This window comes from Lysinibacillus boronitolerans JCM 21713 = 10a = NBRC 103108 (genome assembly GCF_000772935.1).
GTDB lineage: Bacteria > Bacillota > Bacilli > Bacillales_A > Planococcaceae > Lysinibacillus > Lysinibacillus boronitolerans.
The window spans coordinates 102,560-119,162 of record NZ_JPVR01000080.1 but is presented as its reverse complement, the minus strand read 5'-3'; the positions used below and the strand labels follow the sequence as shown (position 1 = coordinate 119,162).

Here is a 16,603-nt window from a genome sequence, read left to right as displayed (position 1 = left end):
TAATTTGCGCTCTGTATCCTTTTAATTACAGTAGAATAATATGAGAGGGGGGTTCATCATGAATCGACAACATATAGGAATTGTCTTAGGAGGAATTTTATTATTAGTTGTTGCAATGGGGATTAGTCGATTTGCCTTCACACCAATTCTTCCCTTTATGCGTCATGATGTAGGATTTTCATTGGAAGTGGCTGGTTTTTTAGCTTCAAGCAATTATATTGGTTATTTCATTGGCGCATTATGGGCAGGGTTCATTTATCGTCAACGTAAAAATGTTTTAATGGCAAGTGTTGTTACCAATGTCCTATCTGTTCTATTAATGGGCTTAATAGAAGTGTATAGTGTCTGGCTAGTTCTGCGTTTAATTGCTGGCATTACAGGGGGCCTTATTTTTGTGTTAACATCGAGTATTATTATGGATTACTTGGCGAAGCATTCATTATCACGATGGTCTGGCTATGTATTTAGTGGAATAGGCTTAGGGATTGCTATTTCAGGTTTATGTGTACCTGCTATAGAAGCAAGATTTGCTTGGCAGGGTACATGGTTAGGCTTAGGGATTTTATCAGCAGTATTTTTACTTATTACCTATTATCTGTGGAGAGGTTTAGCAGTGCCGGACAGCACAAAAGTTACGAAATCTCTTGATACAAAAATGACAAAGGGTTTTATGCCATGGCTGATTTTATCCTATGGCTTAGAGGGGTTAGGCTATATTATTACAGGTACTTTTTTAGTCGATATTATTCATAATATTCCTTCTCTTCAAGCTTACTCCTCCTATAGCTGGGTCATTGTGGGGCTAGCGGCTATTCCATCAGCTCCTGTTTGGACGGTCTTATTAGAAAAGTTTTCAGCTATAAAAATTTTGTTTGTGGCGTACATACTGCAAGTGGTTGGTATCCTATTACCTGTTTTTGCACAAACGGTATGGAGCGTTTTACTAGCATCGTTTTTATTCGGTCTAACCTTTGTAGGAATTGTTACGCTAACTACTTCCTATGCACGACAGCTTTTCCCGACACAGAGTGGATTCGTTGTATCTTTATTAACAACCTTTTATGCTTTTGGACAAATTATCGGACCGATCGTCGCAGGAAAACTGGTTGAAGTTTATAGCAGCTATAAAGCAGCACTTGTATTTGCTGGTGTCGTTGTGTTTCTTGCATTACTTGTTATGGTAATTGGTAGATGGCTCACTGTAAAAAAAGAAGCTGTTGCTGAACAGACATTTTCTATATAACGCATAAAAGCCAGAAATCCTATTTGGATTTCTGGCTTTATCATTTACTTAAAGAAGCCGTGCCTCTATCTACATGATATTAAAAAATAAAATAAAAGTCTATATATTTTTTTCTTTATATGGAAAAATAGACAAGTGCACAAAGGACGTAACGTTACGATTTTACTTTGAAATGGGGACTTTATATGAACACAGAACAAGCCATTCAACGCTGGAATCGATATGCGGAAAGGTATACAGCAAACTACGATGAGCAGGGTGACATTCATCGTGTTGTACTGTTAAATCCCACTATCTTTCCTTTGCTAGGAGAGGTAGATGGAAAGCATCTATTAGATGCAGGATGTGGAGAAGGCTATTTAAGCAGATTACTAGTAAAGAAGGGTGCAAGAGTAACAGCCGTTGATTTTTCACAAAAAATGCTAGACATTGCTATGGAAAGAACACAACAGCAGGAAGCTATTCAATTTTTACATGGCAATTGTGAAAATTTACCATTTTTAGCAGATGAACAATTTGATGGTATTGTTTCAAATATGGTTCTCCAAGATTTAGAGGATTATCAGACTGCTCTATGTGAGATGTATCGATTATTAAAACCTAATCGCACTTTTATTTTTTCGATTTTACACCCATGCTTTGTGACACCTAATAGTGGATGGTTGAGACATGAGCAGCTAGATCAACAGTATTGGAAAGTCCAACGTTATTTTTATGAAGGGGAGTATCACCAGCTAGATGCTGACCCACCGATCGTTCTATACCATCGAACATTAACAAGCTATGTGCAAGCAATTAGGCAAGCTGGATTTACTATTGAGACTATTGTAGAGCCCAAGCCATCACAAGACATGCTAAAGAAGTATCCTCAATTTGTGGAAGATTTGCATTGTGCAGATTTTATTGTTTTTAAATTAAAGAAATAAAGGAGAAGTAACATGCGTTTATTTCATGTCAGTGAAGACCCTACTATTATGATTTTTCATCCTCGACTGCCTGAGCGACCAGATTTAGATGCCAAAAAAGGGCTAGTATGGGCAATCAACGAAAGATGCCTGCCAAACTATTTAACGCCTAGAGATTGTCCGCGTGTTTGCTTCCATGCAGGAGATCAAACAACAGAGCAGGACAGACAGCAATATCTACCTCAAGCTTCACATGTAGTAGTCATAGAAAACAAGTGGTTGGAAGTATTGAAAACTACAAGTCTTTACCTATATGAGTTTGATAGTAATGGATTCACTTTACAGGATGATATTGCGGGCTATTATACGAGTGAAATAACACAAATGCCCATCAATGTCTCAGAGATCAATGATATAGCTAAAGCATTATTGGAGCGCAATGTTGAATTGCGAATCGTGGATAGCTTATGGGAAATACATGATGACATCCAAAATACAAGCTTAAATTGGTCAATGTGCAGAATGCGCTTTGCACAACCAAGATTCTAAAAACAAGCCTCGTTATGCACCTATTGCATGAACGAGGCTTATTTTTTATTAGACAGTAGATGTTTGTTCAATTGGTGCGGAAGAGATATTGACTAATTTCTTGTCTTGATATGTAAAAATATAATCATAGTTTGCTGTTTCATTGAGCATGGTAGGTAAATAATATTTTAAGTCCGCAATACCTACATTTTCAGGGTGGAAAATCCAAGTAAGCTCTTTCCAATCAAGAATGCCCTCAGCAACCTTTATCGGTGTTTCAAATGTAAAAGATTCAGGTAGTTCCGCTATAAACGCATACATACAGCCATAGTTCACAACGCCATCTGTCCAGGTAATCTTACCCTTATAGGTAATATCCTCAACCGTAATGCCTGTTTCTTCTTTAATTTCTCGCAAGGCACCAGCTAATGGTGTTTCATCCTGTTCAATTTTGCCACCAACACCATTCCATGCGCCCATCCACTGAGGCTTATCTCTATTCAATAAAAGGATATAATCACCCTTCTTCAGAAAACAAATTGTAAATTCAGCCAAGTTTGTTCCTCCTTTTTCTTTAGTTATCTGAATTGGCAGGAGACCAGCCAGTCTGCTGACTCCAATGATTTGCTTGTTTTAAAATTTCCCATATGATTGATTCTTTAGATTTTGTATAAAGTTGACGATTATGTTGATATTTCTTAGCCAATTCATATTTTACCTGCTCATAGCGACGACAGTAATCTGGATGACAGCGCAAAAAATCTCGAAATAATAAGGCTAGCTGCTCTGCCCAACTACCAGCCTGTCGAACATGAATATGTACTCGTCTATCTCCTGGAGCCTCTCGAAAATAGCGTTTAGACTTGTCTGGATTTTCTGCTCGATAACTAAAACCTAGAGATTCTAATGGAGCTTTAAATGCTGCTAATGGTGTAAACGATGTGACGGATATTTGTATATCAATTACAGGCTTTGCTGCTAATCCTGTTACAGCGGTTGAGCCAATATGATCAATTCTCAGCGCTATGTTTCCTAAGGCCTCCCGTAATTGACAGCCTATGCTATGAAATTCCTTAGCCCACTCATCTGTATAAGGTAAAATCAAAATAGGATCAGGCATTTTATCTCCTCCCTTAATCTTCATAAAAATAGTGTAGCACGCGTGTTATAGTGAAATAAAGATAGTAGAGGGAGTGAGAAAACGATGATTTTAATAAGTGCTTGCTTAGCAGGTTTAAATGTTCGTTATAATGGCACAAACAGTCTAGATGAAAAAATACAAAAGCTTGTGTTAGAAAAAAAAGCTGTCACGGTTTGCCCAGAGCTGATGGGAGGCTTTTCAACGCCTCGTGAACCTGCTGAAATTATAGGTGGCAATGGACAAGATGTACTTGATGGCAACGCAACAGTGGTTGAAAGTTCTGGACGAGATGTCACAGATTTATATCTGAAGGGAGCCTATGCAACTTTACAAAAAGCGCTTGAGGTAGGGGCAACTCATGTCATTTTAAAGGAATATAGCCCATCCTGTGGCAGTGCAAAGATTTATAACGGTGCGTTTAATGGAACAAAATTAGCTGGCGAAGGAGTAACTACGGCTTTGCTGCGAAGAAACAATATTGTCGTGCTATCTGAAGAGAATTTTTTTGAATAGTTAATACTAACATTAAAGAAGAGGCCCCTAACTAGTAGGGGCCAAATTTAATTATTCAACAATTAATATGCGAGGTGACGTTTTAGCAATGACGTTGGTCGAAATCCAGCCGCCAGAAATGGCAGCTATCACACTTACAAAGCTTATACCGATACTTATTGGCCAGTTTATAACAAGCGGTAGTTCGCGTAAGCCATAATCTAAAATAATCGACTGAAGAGCTAGAGGAATTAATTTTATCCCGATAAAGATTCCTGCTAATGCACCCATTATGGATAGAATGAAAATACCTATTGTAATCGACCATCTAATATTTGTAGAGGTCATGCCAATGGATTTATAAATGCCATACGTGCTACTTTCTTTTCTAACATTAATTCGTGATACACTAAAAATAATGATGCAGGTTACGATGATAAATAAAATACCAACGATTGAAAGCGGAATGACTAAAACTGCCACGACTTCTTTAAAGACGGCATCTAATAATAGCTGCTGTGTGACAGCTGATACAGAACTTTTAAAGTGCGTATTTAAATCCTCAACGAATGGCGTAGCGACTGTTTCATCTAATAGATTAATCATACTTACTTCTGAAGTAGTGTAGGTTGTGTTATTCACTTTAATAGCATCTGCTGTAATCCTTGCTGAATTCGACATATTTGCTATCGATTGATAGATTCCGGTCACAATAAGAAAATGCGGTTTCCCCTCAAGATAAACTTCGACAATATCGCCTATATTTTTATTTAAAGCGCGCGCAACATTGAGCCCAATCGCAATTTCGTTCTTACTGTTTGGATTACGGCCAGACAATGTCACATAGCCAGCGGCATCAAAACTACCCTCAATCACATTGACATTAATATTTAAAGGGGGATGGCTGTCATTAGGGAGGACTCCTGTGAATTGATCAAGCCATGCATGATCTTTAACCCGTTCATCAGCCATTAAAAAATCTTCAAATTGTTGTTTTGTAAAGGTTTCTTTATTAGATACCGTTACTACTACATGTGAGGCATCATATCCCCATGAAGGAGATGTTTCTTTGATGGAAGTAAAACTATTTAATATGACTACACTAAAGACTAGTATGGCAGACGTAATGGAAGTAAGTGCCATAACAAGAATGGAACTTTTTATGTTTTTTATGATACTTTTAAGACCAATTTGAAGTTGAATCGGTAGACTACTTAATCGAAATAATCTATTCGAGCTGTTTCTGCGCCGATTCATTTTACTATTTGCACTTTCTGACATCCCATATTTGATGGCTTGAACAGGCTCTACATTTCGCGCCTTGTGTGAGTAGAAATAGGCAGTGAGTAGCACAATGCCAAATAAGATGAGAGCAATCACCATATTGAGTAGAGTATCTTGATGTATGGTTAAGTGATTTCCTGCCTTCATATAGGATAAGGAGCTTTCTATAATTATTCTAGAAAGGAACTTACTAATGATGATACCAGGTATAATCGCGACAGCGGATAACAATCCGAATTGTAATACATAAGTGATACTTATCTCTCTAGAAGAAAGACCCAAAGATTTTATAACGCCTATTGTTCTGTAATTTGTTAAAATGGCATCGGAAATGCTAAAACCAATAACAAACAAGGAAACCAGAAGCATAGCTATACCAAAGGCGATCATAATAAAGCCAATGATTTTATTAATGATCAAATAAAAAGAAGCTATTTCTTCATATTCCATTTTAGATTCTAGATAAGGTCCCTGCAGATATTTTTCAAAATCACCCCAATAATTGGAGTTTTGCTGATAGTCATTAAAGCGTAATGCCATCATGTACTGATCTGAACCTGTCATGGTTGCTAAATGCTGTTGATAGTCAGTATTGTTCATCCAAATACGAGCATTTGTTGTAAAAGGGCTCCGTATGGCATATCAACCACAATACCTGACACTGTTAAGTTAAACGTGCTCTCACCTGTATGAAATTCAATTGCATCACCGAGCGAAATGGTAGCGCTTGATGCCAATGATGTGGGAATCCAAATCGTACCCTCAGGAGGAGAGAGTTGCTTTTCACCCTCAGAAAATAGTAATTGATCAATCATAAACGGTGTATTTGGCGTATTCATCATAAATAAATAGATATTGGATACTTCTTTCCCATTGAAGGTAAATCTAGATAAATTTCTATAGGGTATGAGACTAGAAGTAGTTACGCCTGGTTGCTCCTGCCACCAATCGTTTACAGCGAATGGGTTATGAATATTGTTACCCATTGTTAAAATTTGATGGGCACCATTTGAATCATGATGGGCTTTTTCAAAAATATTGTTTGTATTAGTCAGTATAGTGACAGAAGTCGCCAGTAAAAGTGTTGATAGAAAAATAAGGACAATCATCAGTCCATTTTGTATTTTCCGTTTTCTTATATAGGAAGAACAAAGGGTTATAATCGCGTACATTTTTTACTCCTTCCCGGCAACATAAGAAAAGATAATGTGTTCCCGTTCTTGTATGTTGGTATGATCATATTTTTCAAAGTTTAAGATCCCATCTATTTTTCCATCCTGAATGATGATTAGGCGATTCGCACGACAAGCTGCCTTCATATCATGTGTAATCATGACAATGGATTGCCCATTTCTATTTAAATTCGTTAAGGTATCTAATACTGCTACACCTTGATCAAAATTTAAACTACCAGTAGGTTCATCTGCAAATAACACTTCAGGATTGTTGACCAACGCTCTAGCAATGGCAGCTCTTTGTTGCTGTCCACCTGATGTTTGAGAGGGTAATCGATTTCTTTGCTTTTCAAGTCCCATTAAACTTAGTAGTTGCTCCGCTTTTTGTATGACTTCCTTTTTATTTTTTTTCGCGATGAATCCAGGAAGAGCAATATTCTCTAGTAGCGTCATATCTGGAATGAGATTACTACTTTGATAGATATAGCCAACCTGCTGTGAACGAAAGGTAGCTAACTTTCGTTCAGAAAAGGTATCAAGTTTTTCTCCTTGAAAATAAACTTCACCTGCTGTAAGGGCATCAAGCCCACTTAAAAGATAAAGAAGCGTTGATTTACCAGAACCCGAATTCCCCATAATAACGGTGAAATCCCCTTTATAAATGTCGACATTCATATTCTTAATAGCATGGAATTGTTCGCTGCCAGTTGAATAGGTTTTACATAAATTTTGGGCTCGAATCAGTATCTCTTTTTCCATGATAAGGCCTCCTAGACTCATTTTTTTTTAGTGTAATATGTAATTATTAGTAAGTTCTTATGAAATTATTAATAAATTCTTACAGACAGAGTAACCTTTCTTAATAGTAAACGTTATAATATGCGATTTAATAGATGGAATAAATAAGGAGGTTAGAGATATGCCCTTAACATTTGCTCATCCAGCGGCAGTCTTACCTTTTTCTCGAAAAAGTAAATATATTCATTTTTCTGCATTGGTTTTAGGAAGTATGGCTCCAGATTTTGAATACTTTTTAAGAGGAAGGCCAATAGGGGAGATTGGCCATACATTTGCAGGGTTCTTTTTATTCAATCTCCCGCTCGTTCTATTCATCTACTTGATTTATCAAAGGTTTATTCAACAGCCAATCATGAGCCATTTACCAGAGTTTTTACAAGATACAGATAGCCATCAAATTGCAGGAAATAACATGTGGAAAATATTCGTTTTTGGCTACTCTGCATTGCTGGGTATGTTAACGCATGTCATATGGGATTCATTTACTCATCAAAACGGGCTGATGGTGACAAAACTTCGAGTTCTTACTCAAACATATACTATCTTTGGCTATCAAATACCGATTTATAAATTTCTACAACACGGGAGTACAATGTTTGGTATTATGTTAATCTTTGGCTATATATACTACAGAGCATCTTTAAGCAAAGATAAAAAAACACCAGCTCTATCGCCACGAAAGAAGATCATTTTTTGGAGTTTACTAGCTGTTTTAACGCTTGGATATGTATGTCTATGGCAGCTTATTAACGGCATTCCTTTAAGAAGTTATGGAATATGGGTTGTCCGTATTATCGATTCATTTTTTGGTAGTATACTTACACTTTCTTTCTTTTTAGCATATAAGAAAAGAACGTTGAAGGAAAAAAAGACTTCCTAAAATGGGAGTCTTTTTACGAGATTGGGAGTATAAGTGTAAAGGTAGTGCCTTCATTGGGCTTACTATGAAATGAAATGGACCCATGGTGTGCTTCCATAATATGCTGACAAATGGATAGGCCAAGTCCTGCTCCTTCATTTTTAATGACTGATTCACTTCCAGGTTGCCGCCCTCTAAAGTAACGTTCAAAAATAAAAGGCATATCTTCGGGAAGCATCCCATTTCCAGTATCTATTACTTGGATATAGAGTGATTGATTTTCGATATAAGTAGTAATGGTGATGGTATCTTCATTAGAAGAGTGCTTTAACGCATTGGTAATAAGGTTGGAGATCACCTGCTCTAGTCGATCAGCATCTACTAGAATAAGGACATTAGGAATCCTAGTAGGTCTTATAAAATGAATATTTGTTGTTTGGACATAATATTGAATTGGTTTCAGAATGTTTGTAAGAACGTCTTGGCTATATTGTTCTTTTAAATGGATTGGGATATGACCAAGCTCCTTTAAGGTATGAATAAATAAATCATCAACTAGCCTCGACATCTTATCCGTATTAGACTGCATGATTTGAATATAGGCCATAAGTGAATCTTCATCTCGACAAACTCCCTCTGAAATAGCGTCTAAATATGCTTTGATTGTGGTTAAGGGAGTCCTCACTTCATGAGATATATTAGATATGAGCTTCTTTTGAGTTTGCTCTTGTTCATTGTACTGGATGGCTAACTGTTTAATCTCTAATCGCATTTGATCAAATACTGCATACAATTCACCAATCTCATCCTTTTTCGAATGGATGGTAATTTGTTCGTAATTTCCTTTTACAATTTCCTCTGTGTTGCTCCTCAGCTCATGTAAAGGCTTTAAAATATCTTTATGAACTTTCCTTACTAAGAATAGGGCAAGGCAAATGATCAAAAGGCTCAAGAAGCCAATAAAGACTAATAAAAGAGTCGAGCTGGAATTAGTCTGTTTTAAAGGAAAGAGAATGTTTTTGTTCAGGGAAAAAATAGCATTACCTATCTGTTCATTGCTTTCTCCATTCATAATCGGAAAGGCTATTTTAATCTTTCCAGGCTCTTGTTGTGAGGTAAATAAATCATAATGTATAGCATGTTTAAGATGAATAGTAGTTGAAACATCATTTTTAATTGAAGAGTAACTTACTGTTCCATCTAGTTGAACTACTGTAATATCAATATTCCTGTCATTACTCATTTGCTGTAGCGTGCTACGTATAGCTGAATCTAATGCTAAATTTGGAAAATGATCTTCTATGTACAATAATAATGGATTTACTGATATACGAATTTGATTAATAACATAGTTATCTTGTGATTCTTTTTGAGAAGTCTCTGTTGCAAAAAATAGTGAAAGAACACCGATAAACAATAGTACAACACAGATTACTAGGGCCCATACCCATTTATTCATCCAATTTTTTAGGTACATTTGATTCTCCTATGAGTGATTGGTTGTACTGAATTTATAACCAACTCCCCAAACCGTTTGAAGATAAACTGGATGAGAAGGGTTGACTTCAATTTTTTCACGAAGTCTTCTAATATAAACCGTAATTGTATTTTCATCTCCATAGGTCTCATAACCCCAAACGGCATCAAGTAACTGACCTTTAGAGAAAACTTGGTTTCTATTTTTAGCTAGGAAAAATAGTAGTTCAAACTCTTTGGCAGATAGTGGTATTGGCTTGCTATCGCGTAAAAAAATATATTCCTGTTTATTTATGACCATATTATCTATATGAATTACATCTACGCCTCTATGACCACCATTATCCTGAAGCCATCTATCTTGTCTTCGTAAATGAGCGTTTATTCTTGCGACAAGTTCACTTAAAGAGAATGGTTTTGTCATATAATCATCTGCTCCAAAGCCTAATCCCAGTACTTTATCTGTATCACTTCCTCGAGCACTTAAAATAAGAATGGCAACATTGCTATTTTCACGGATTTTACGACATAATTCAATGCCATCACAATCTGGTAGAGAAAGATCAAGGATAATGAAATCAGGTTTAGATTCTTGCAAATAATGGATTGCCTCATGACCTGTTCGCACAATATGTGAATCGAACTGATTAACACTTAAGTAGTCCTTTATAATATTAGCTATATCATTTTCGTCTTCAACAATTAGTACTTTGATGTTCCTGTTGCGCATACATACTATCTCTCCTCAGTAAGATGTCTCAATCATTTTCTTCGGTTGACTAGGAAAAAAAACAAAACAATGATAAGGAATGCATAAATTATAATCCATGCGTATTGCCAGTAAAAAACGTTGGGTATAACGTCAATTTGATCGCCAACACTCATCATTTCTAATGAAAAATGAAGAGGTGGAAGTAACCAAAGTAGTCCAGTTAGAATAGAATCCTTTAAAGTAGCGATAGCGACAGAAATAATAAGGATGCCTATTACACCCCACCACGTATTTCGTCTATTTTTCACGAGTTCCCTAGTAAATAAAGCAGTGAGTGCAATGGCAAGTAACGATAAACTGAAATGAGACAAGAAACCTAGTAAAATATGTAATAGTTTGGGCTTCTCAAAAAATGCCTCTATTAAAATTGGGTAGATGACAGAAACACAGCTTAGGCTAAAGGCGAGTAGACCACAAATAATGAATATCCCTAAATTGTAGTCTATTGTTTTTTTCGTATGAAGGGTAGTAATCATTTTTTGTCCTTCATCTTCAGCATGAAATAATGTAACAGTAAACCAGCCCATTAAAAAAAAGAGCAAAAGCGATGTAAATGAATAGCTATCTAATATTGGATTAGGGACAAAAGTATAATTAACGATAAGACATAGAATGAAGATTGTAAAAGGTGGAACGTAGTGATAGGTTCTTAAATAATTTATCAATTGATAGCGCAATAAACTGCTCATCTTTTTCGATTCCTCCTTTCAAAAATGAGAAGAGAATTGTTCTTTTTTGTGGTGGACAGTAGCTAAATATTTAATTGAAGCATTTTGTTGTAATAATTTCAGTAAAATTTGATCTGAATCCTTTGCTGGAACAATCGTCACTATTTCATAATGTCCATTCACTAAAAGTTGTTTTTGTTGAATATCCATAGAAGGTATGAGTTCATCGAGTAATGATAGGCTAGCAATCTCAAAAATTAATCGATGAGTTGGGCTACTATCGAATTCTTTTATCTGAATGACCGTATTCTCTTGAATAAGTAAAACGGAGTCTACAAGGTTTTCAAGTAATTTGGTTTCATGACAGGTTAAGAGGATACTTAGTCCTTTGCTTCTTACTCTAGCTAAGATTTGTTCGAAATCATTTTGTGCCTTGGCATCAAGTCCTGACAATGGTTCATCCATTATCAGTAGATCAGTTTCTTCTAGCATCGCCTGCATAATCATTACCTTTTGCTTCATTCCTTTAGAGAAATGGATAATCCTTGTATTTTTTTCCTCTTTTAGCTGAAACATTTCAAGTAATTCTTCTATCTTCTGTAAAAGCTGCTTTTTAGCCATACCTCGTATACAGCCCATGTGATAAAGATATTCTTGAGGGGTAAATAAAATATGAGAAGGAGTTGTTTCTGGTACATAGCCAACTTTTAAAGACGTTTTATGCTTCACAATAGAACCACTGTCTGGTTTCATGAATGATGAAATCATCTTGAGTAAAGTGCTTTTTCCAGAACCATTTTTCCCCACTAGAGCAATGATTTGATTGGACGCAATTGAAAACGATACATTCTCTAAAATTTTTTTCCTATTATATTGTTTACAGATGTTTTGTACTTCCAAAATAGTTGTCATCTTCACACACCTTTTAGGTTAATTCTTCACCACAAAATAATTATAATGAAAATCCACCGTTCACTTCAATTAAATTGGTTATATTTCCTGTTTTTAGTCATTTCAATTACATAAAAAAGCTCTGCTTCTCAAATAGCAGAACTTTTAAGGTTTGATTACAAAGAACGATATTTTTTTAAACTGATCATATTTAATGTAATGAAAACAATGGCGAAACAAGCAAGAATGCTGAGATTCACTATAATATCAGGAAGTGAATAACCTTTATACATTACACCATTCAATGCGTCCGCAGCATAGTATAGAGGCATGATTCGCCCAATATTTTGAAGCCATTCCGCCATACTATCGAGCGGGAAAATACCCGAAAAGAACACTTGAGGAACAATAACAAGCGGAATAAATTGCATCATTTGAAATTCTGAAGCGGCAAAGCTAGATAGCAACGCACCTAAGGATAACGATACAAGAGCGACCATCATATTAATAAGTAGGACAAGCCAGATGGAGCCTACATGGACAATATCGAGCACATAAATACCAAACAGGACGATAATAATTGTTTGCAGGAACGCAAATAAACCATAGCCAACCATATAGCCAGCTACAATTTCTGAGCGTTTAATCGGTGTCGCCAGTAAACGCTCCAATGTTCCAGAAGTACGCTCCTTTAATAAGGCAATGCCCGTAATTAAAAAGACAAAGAAGAACACGAAGAAACCAATTAGCATAGGACTAAAAATATCGAAAATGGCTGTATCTTCATCACCATAAACATAGTCTGTTTCAAAACTGCCCATAGCAGCTTGTGAAGGTTGTAAAACTTGTGCCAGTTGCATTGCTAATGTCTTTGCCAGGGAAGGATCATCATTTAATAAAGTTAACTTACTAGCATTTTGTTCTATTGCTAGCCAACCATCATACTCTTTATCATGTAGCTGTTTTTTAGAAAAAGCATTGTCCTCGATAATTATAAAATCAGTCTCTTTCAATTTGTCGATCAATGGGGCGGGCGCATTAGAGATCACAAGTGTAACAGAAGAAGCCTCGTTACTATTGAAAATAAAAGACATTAGGGACAAGACAAGAAGTGGGGCTAAAAATAATAAAGCAAGAGTCCGTTTATCTCTTTTCATTTGTTGGATGATTCTTGTGACGATAGCACCTATTCTCATTGAACCTCACCTCCAGCTTTTACAAACACTTCATCAAAGTCTTTTGCTTGATAATGCTCTTTTAACTCTTGTGGGGTACCCTGTGCAATAATATGTCCACTTCTCAGCATGGCCAATTGATCACATCTTTCCGCTTCATCCATCGCATGCGTCGTCACTAATATGGTTTTTTGTTCTTGCTCTTTTAAACGAATAAGTTCCTGCCAAATTTCCTTTTTTAAGACAGGATCTATCCCCACCGTGGGTTCATCCAAAATGAGTAGTTTAGGATTCTGTATAAGGGCAATAGCAAGAGATAAGCGACGTTTCATTCCCCCTGAATAATTTTCCACTTTAAGTTGTAAGTCATCAGTTAAACGAACGAGTCTTGCCGCATAGGCTACTCTTTCTATTCGTTCCGCCTTGGATAATGAATAAAGCTTTGCAAAAAAATGTAGATTTTCTTCCCCAGTTAAATCTGTATAAAGTGCATCTGATTGTGCCATATAGCCAATATCATTTAATAATTGCTTATGAGGAACAGTCAAATCTAACACTTGAATAGTACCACTATCAGGTTTCAGCATTCCCATAATCATTTTGATGAGTGTTGTTTTACCACAGCCTGACGGACCGAGTAAGCCCATTAACTGTCCCTTAGGAACATCCAAAGATAGGGGGGCAATTACTTGCTTATGTTGAAATCGTTTTTCGAGAGATTTAATAGAGATTGCCTGGTTGCCCATATGGTCCTCACTCCTTCACTGAACACAATGTTGATTTGATAAAAATTTTACGGTAGCATGTGAGCAAATACAATCAACAGTTTGCCAGCAAGTGTTAAGTAAATGGAGGGAAATAGGTGTCTGTACATGAGAAAATGAATTTTGAAACGAAGCAAGCCATTAAAAATGCTTTTATCCAACAAGTAGAGGAGGTAGGCTTTGAGCGTGTGACTGTAAAAAATTTAGCGTTAGTAGCTGAAATCAATCGTGGTACGTTTTACTTACATTATTCAGATAAATATGATGTGATGGAGGATTTGCAGCAAGAGCTATTAATGGAGTTAGAACGCTATGTCAAACATGTTCAGCCGTTGGATGCTTTTCAAACGTTAAAAATGGGGCAACTCTATCAGCCATTTATCAAGGTAATAACGTGTATAAAAGAGCATGCACCAGCTTTTCGTATGTTATTAGGAGAGCAGGGGAGCCCTAGCTTTACACAAAAGGTGAAAATGATCTTTGGGAGTCATATTTTGGACAGATTATCGCTTATACGCAAGGAAGCACAAGATCCAGAGTTTCAACAATACTTACAAGCCTTTATAGCATCTGCCATTTTAGGGGTGATTCAGGAGTGGTTGGACAAGGGGAACGAGAACTTACCGGTAGAAGAAATGGTCGCTCTACATTTTCGATTAATACGTTTTTTAGGAAATGTAGTAGGTACTATTTAATGAAAACCGCTACAGCACTGGATCTGTAGCGGCTAGAAATTAGAGATGTAAATCTCGTTTTACAAAAAAACGAATTGCTAGACTATAGCAAAGCAAGCCAATGAAGAAAAGTGTACCTAGCATCCACCAGCAAGAGCTATTTTGTTGGATTAATTGAACGGAATCGAACAATGAATAGATTGTAATGTATTGTAATTTGTCTAGTGAACCACCCATATTGCTCAGTGCCTCAATCAGATAAAAGGCAATGGGAATGCCAGCACTATAGGCATAGGATGTTCTTAAATCTTTCGTGCTGCAAGACATAAGAAAACAGAATCCACTAATGGCAAAGTGCAATAAAAATAGCCCGAAATTTAACAGCAGTAGGGCCGTTATGTCCAGCTCATTAGGGAATAATACTTCTGCAAAGACAATCATGACCAACGTAGTAACGGCAAGTAATGTAAAAAGACTAATAATTAAAAATAGTGCTTGTGTAAGGACAATTTTAAAGCGTGTATTCGGTGTAGCGATTAAGTATGCCATTGAACCATTATCAATATAGCCCATGATGAGCTTATTGGCTAACATGATAGAAAATACCATAGGTAGAATCATGAATAAAAATCCATATAAATAGGTGGAGAGAAATTCTATCAAGGTATCGCCAATGCTGGTCATACCAAAGGCTGCCATCATCTCAGGCATTGTTTCCGTTAATTTTTTTAGCGTGTCCGTCATTTCTGGGTTATACATGTAAATCACACTGACAATATATAGCATTAGCACAGCTAGAATAATGATAAATAGTTTAAGAGAGGCAAATAGCTCATGCTTGAATAAGGTAAAATTCATGATTGAGCACCTCCATTTTCGTAATAATGCATAAAAATATCTTCTAGTGATTGGGAAATAACGTCTAAATCTATAATTTTATAGTTAGATAGAGTATGAAGAAATGCTTGAAGGTCTCCAGTTATAGTAATCATAACTTTGGTAGAAGAGATTCGTTCGAGTACATATTCCTCATCAAGGAAGCGAGTGAGCTCTTGCTCATCTTGAAACTCAAGCATGTATTTTTTAGATTTACGTTTCTTTAAATCTGTAATGGTTTCAGTCGCCACGATTTTACCTGCATTAATAATCGCTACACGATCACAAGTTTTCTCTACTTCTTCAATCATATGGGAGGACATGAAAATGGTCGTTCCTTTGTCCTTTTCAGCTAAAATGAATTCAATAAATTTTGTTTGCATGAGCGGGTCTAAACCACTAGTAGGTTCATCTAAAATGACAATTTCGGGATGATGCATGAAGGCACAAACTAAGCCAACCTTCTGCTTCATACCTTTCGACATTTTCTTTATGAGCCTAGAAGCATCTAATTCAAAGAAATGCATTAATTTCTCAGCATGCGTGTAATCGTTCATACCTCTTAACTGAGCAATAAAGTGAATAAATTGCTTCCCGGTCATTTTATCAATAAACGCAATTTCTCCAGGTAAATAGCCAACAAACTGTTGAATGGTTGCAGATGCTTCCCGACAATTTAAACCGTTAATGAAGCAAGAGCCCTCAGTTGGCTGTAAAAAACCCATTAAATGGCGAATGGTTGTGGACTTTCCTGCCCCATTTGGTCCTAAAAAACCGAACACTTCTCCCTTTGGAATTTGTAGATGAACATTTTGTATACTATAAAAATCGCCAAACTTTTTGGTTAAATGGTTTACTTCAATCATGGACATGTCACTCACC

Annotated in this window: 19 protein-coding genes; 6 read left to right on the top strand and 13 right to left on the bottom strand. The window is 36.3% G+C overall.

Annotation, left to right across the window (positions count from 1 at the left end):
• Nucleotides 1-58: 58 nt before the first annotated feature.
• From CD31_RS19015 to CD31_RS19005, 3 genes are all read left to right on the top strand, one after another.
• The gene (locus CD31_RS19015) at nucleotides 59-1,243 is read left to right on the top strand and encodes a YbfB/YjiJ family MFS transporter (protein ID WP_036080078.1); all 1,185 of its coding nucleotides are present in this window, start codon (nucleotides 59-61) and stop codon (nucleotides 1,241-1,243) included.
• Between the two features lie 185 nt (nucleotides 1,244-1,428).
• Entirely contained in the window at nucleotides 1,429-2,169 is a 741-nt protein-coding gene (locus CD31_RS19010) for a class I SAM-dependent methyltransferase (RefSeq protein ID WP_036080075.1), read from the top strand.
• A gap of 12 nt (nucleotides 2,170-2,181) precedes the next feature.
• Entirely contained in the window at nucleotides 2,182-2,697 is a 516-nt protein-coding gene (locus CD31_RS19005; protein ID WP_036080074.1) for a DUF6886 family protein, read from the top strand.
• 48 nt (nucleotides 2,698-2,745) lie between these two features.
• Here the strand turns inward: CD31_RS19005 and CD31_RS19000 are convergent, their stop codons facing one another.
• A complete protein-coding gene (locus CD31_RS19000) occupies nucleotides 2,746-3,231 on the bottom strand; it encodes an NUDIX hydrolase (RefSeq protein ID WP_016993221.1) in 486 nt (161 codons plus the stop codon).
• Nucleotides 3,232-3,250: 19 nt separating this feature from the next.
• Entirely contained in the window at nucleotides 3,251-3,796 is a 546-nt protein-coding gene (locus tag CD31_RS18995) for a GrpB family protein (protein WP_036080072.1), read from the bottom strand.
• 84 nt (nucleotides 3,797-3,880) lie between these two features.
• Between CD31_RS18995 and CD31_RS18990 the strand changes: the two genes are divergently transcribed.
• The gene (locus CD31_RS18990; protein ID WP_036080071.1) at nucleotides 3,881-4,330 is read left to right on the top strand and encodes a 2-thiouracil desulfurase family protein; all 450 of its coding nucleotides are present in this window, start codon (nucleotides 3,881-3,883) and stop codon (nucleotides 4,328-4,330) included.
• A gap of 51 nt (nucleotides 4,331-4,381) precedes the next feature.
• Here CD31_RS18990 and CD31_RS18985 read toward each other — a convergent pair whose 3' ends face one another.
• The 3 genes from CD31_RS18985 to CD31_RS18980 are packed head-to-tail and all read right to left on the bottom strand — an operon-like array spanning nucleotide 4,382 to nucleotide 7,527.
• Nucleotides 4,382-6,193 carry an ABC transporter permease gene (locus CD31_RS18985; RefSeq protein ID WP_244905008.1) on the bottom strand — a complete coding sequence of 604 codons (1,812 nt, stop codon included), beginning with the start codon at nucleotides 6,191-6,193 and terminating at the stop codon, nucleotides 4,382-4,384.
• On the bottom strand, nucleotides 6,190-6,765 hold the full coding sequence (locus tag CD31_RS23885; RefSeq protein WP_244905007.1) for a hypothetical protein: 576 nt from the start codon (nucleotides 6,763-6,765) through the stop codon (nucleotides 6,190-6,192). Before CD31_RS23885 ends, CD31_RS18985 begins: the two co-directional genes overlap by 4 nt.
• A gap of 3 nt (nucleotides 6,766-6,768) precedes the next feature.
• A complete protein-coding gene (locus CD31_RS18980) occupies nucleotides 6,769-7,527 on the bottom strand; it encodes an ABC transporter ATP-binding protein (protein WP_036080070.1) in 759 nt (252 codons plus the stop codon).
• Nucleotides 7,528-7,687: 160 nt separating this feature from the next.
• Between CD31_RS18980 and CD31_RS18975 the strand changes: the two genes are divergently transcribed.
• Nucleotides 7,688-8,446: a DUF4184 family protein gene (locus tag CD31_RS18975; protein ID WP_036080068.1), complete on the top strand. Its 759-nt coding sequence runs from the start codon at nucleotides 7,688-7,690 to the stop codon at nucleotides 8,444-8,446.
• A 13-nt stretch (nucleotides 8,447-8,459) separates the two neighbouring features.
• Here the strand turns inward: CD31_RS18975 and CD31_RS18970 are convergent, their stop codons facing one another.
• From CD31_RS18970 to CD31_RS18945, 6 genes are all read right to left on the bottom strand, one after another.
• Nucleotides 8,460-9,902: a sensor histidine kinase gene (locus tag CD31_RS18970; protein WP_036080065.1), complete on the bottom strand. Its 1,443-nt coding sequence runs from the start codon at nucleotides 9,900-9,902 to the stop codon at nucleotides 8,460-8,462.
• Nucleotides 9,903-9,911: 9 nt separating this feature from the next.
• Nucleotides 9,912-10,631 (bottom strand): response regulator transcription factor, encoded by a 720-nt coding sequence (locus CD31_RS18965; RefSeq protein ID WP_036080062.1) that lies wholly within the window; start codon nucleotides 10,629-10,631, stop codon nucleotides 9,912-9,914.
• Nucleotides 10,632-10,663: 32 nt separating this feature from the next.
• On the bottom strand, nucleotides 10,664-11,362 hold the full coding sequence (locus CD31_RS18960; protein ID WP_036080058.1) for an ABC transporter permease: 699 nt from the start codon (nucleotides 11,360-11,362) through the stop codon (nucleotides 10,664-10,666).
• A gap of 18 nt (nucleotides 11,363-11,380) precedes the next feature.
• Nucleotides 11,381-12,253: an ABC transporter ATP-binding protein gene (locus CD31_RS18955; protein WP_036080055.1), complete on the bottom strand. Its 873-nt coding sequence runs from the start codon at nucleotides 12,251-12,253 to the stop codon at nucleotides 11,381-11,383.
• A 155-nt stretch (nucleotides 12,254-12,408) separates the two neighbouring features.
• Nucleotides 12,409-13,428 (bottom strand): ABC transporter permease, encoded by a 1,020-nt coding sequence (locus CD31_RS18950; protein WP_036080053.1) that lies wholly within the window; start codon nucleotides 13,426-13,428, stop codon nucleotides 12,409-12,411.
• Nucleotides 13,425-14,153, bottom strand: coding sequence for an ABC transporter ATP-binding protein (locus CD31_RS18945; protein ID WP_036080050.1), 729 nt, complete (start codon nucleotides 14,151-14,153; stop codon nucleotides 13,425-13,427). Before CD31_RS18945 ends, CD31_RS18950 begins: the two co-directional genes overlap by 4 nt.
• 116 nt (nucleotides 14,154-14,269) lie before the next feature.
• Between CD31_RS18945 and CD31_RS18940 the strand changes: the two genes are divergently transcribed.
• Nucleotides 14,270-14,866: a TetR/AcrR family transcriptional regulator gene (locus CD31_RS18940; RefSeq protein WP_036080048.1), complete on the top strand. Its 597-nt coding sequence runs from the start codon at nucleotides 14,270-14,272 to the stop codon at nucleotides 14,864-14,866.
• A 39-nt stretch (nucleotides 14,867-14,905) separates the two neighbouring features.
• On the opposite strand, the gene CD31_RS18935 is transcribed toward CD31_RS18940, so the two are convergent.
• Nucleotides 14,906-15,703, bottom strand: coding sequence for an ABC transporter permease subunit (locus tag CD31_RS18935; RefSeq protein WP_081977521.1), 798 nt, complete (start codon nucleotides 15,701-15,703; stop codon nucleotides 14,906-14,908).
• Nucleotides 15,700-16,593, bottom strand: coding sequence for an ABC transporter ATP-binding protein (locus CD31_RS18930; RefSeq protein WP_016993231.1), 894 nt, complete (start codon nucleotides 16,591-16,593; stop codon nucleotides 15,700-15,702). The genes CD31_RS18935 and CD31_RS18930 overlap by 4 nt, the downstream gene beginning before the upstream one ends.
• Between the last annotated feature and the right edge of the window lie 10 nt (nucleotides 16,594-16,603).

Excerpts from the sequence above, each read along its gene's own strand:
- CD31_RS19015 (WP_036080078.1), top strand. The coding sequence starts at position 59 with ATGAATCGACAACATATAGGAATTGTCTTAGGAGGAATTTTATTATTA.
- CD31_RS19010 (WP_036080075.1), top strand. The coding sequence starts at position 1,429 with ATGAACACAGAACAAGCCATTCAACGCTGGAATCGATATGCGGAAAGG.
- CD31_RS19005 (WP_036080074.1), top strand. The coding sequence starts at position 2,182 with ATGCGTTTATTTCATGTCAGTGAAGACCCTACTATTATGATTTTTCAT.
- CD31_RS18995 (WP_036080072.1), bottom strand. The coding sequence starts at position 3,796 with ATGCCTGATCCTATTTTGATTTTACCTTATACAGATGAGTGGGCTAAG.
- CD31_RS18990 (WP_036080071.1), top strand. The coding sequence starts at position 3,881 with ATGATTTTAATAAGTGCTTGCTTAGCAGGTTTAAATGTTCGTTATAAT.
- CD31_RS18985 (WP_244905008.1), bottom strand. The coding sequence starts at position 6,193 with ATGAACAATACTGACTATCAACAGCATTTAGCAACCATGACAGGTTCA.
- CD31_RS23885 (WP_244905007.1), bottom strand. The coding sequence starts at position 6,765 with ATGTACGCGATTATAACCCTTTGTTCTTCCTATATAAGAAAACGGAAA.
- CD31_RS18980 (WP_036080070.1), bottom strand. The coding sequence starts at position 7,527 with ATGGAAAAAGAGATACTGATTCGAGCCCAAAATTTATGTAAAACCTAT.
- CD31_RS18975 (WP_036080068.1), top strand. The coding sequence starts at position 7,688 with ATGCCCTTAACATTTGCTCATCCAGCGGCAGTCTTACCTTTTTCTCGA.
- CD31_RS18970 (WP_036080065.1), bottom strand. The coding sequence starts at position 9,902 with ATGTACCTAAAAAATTGGATGAATAAATGGGTATGGGCCCTAGTAATC.
- CD31_RS18965 (WP_036080062.1), bottom strand. The coding sequence starts at position 10,631 with ATGCGCAACAGGAACATCAAAGTACTAATTGTTGAAGACGAAAATGAT.
- CD31_RS18960 (WP_036080058.1), bottom strand. The coding sequence starts at position 11,362 with ATGAGCAGTTTATTGCGCTATCAATTGATAAATTATTTAAGAACCTAT.
- CD31_RS18955 (WP_036080055.1), bottom strand. The coding sequence starts at position 12,253 with ATGACAACTATTTTGGAAGTACAAAACATCTGTAAACAATATAATAGG.
- CD31_RS18950 (WP_036080053.1), bottom strand. The coding sequence starts at position 13,428 with ATGAGAATAGGTGCTATCGTCACAAGAATCATCCAACAAATGAAAAGA.
- CD31_RS18945 (WP_036080050.1), bottom strand. The coding sequence starts at position 14,153 with ATGGGCAACCAGGCAATCTCTATTAAATCTCTCGAAAAACGATTTCAA.
- CD31_RS18935 (WP_081977521.1), bottom strand. The coding sequence starts at position 15,703 with ATGAATTTTACCTTATTCAAGCATGAGCTATTTGCCTCTCTTAAACTA.
- CD31_RS18930 (WP_016993231.1), bottom strand. The coding sequence starts at position 16,593 with ATGTCCATGATTGAAGTAAACCATTTAACCAAAAAGTTTGGCGATTTT.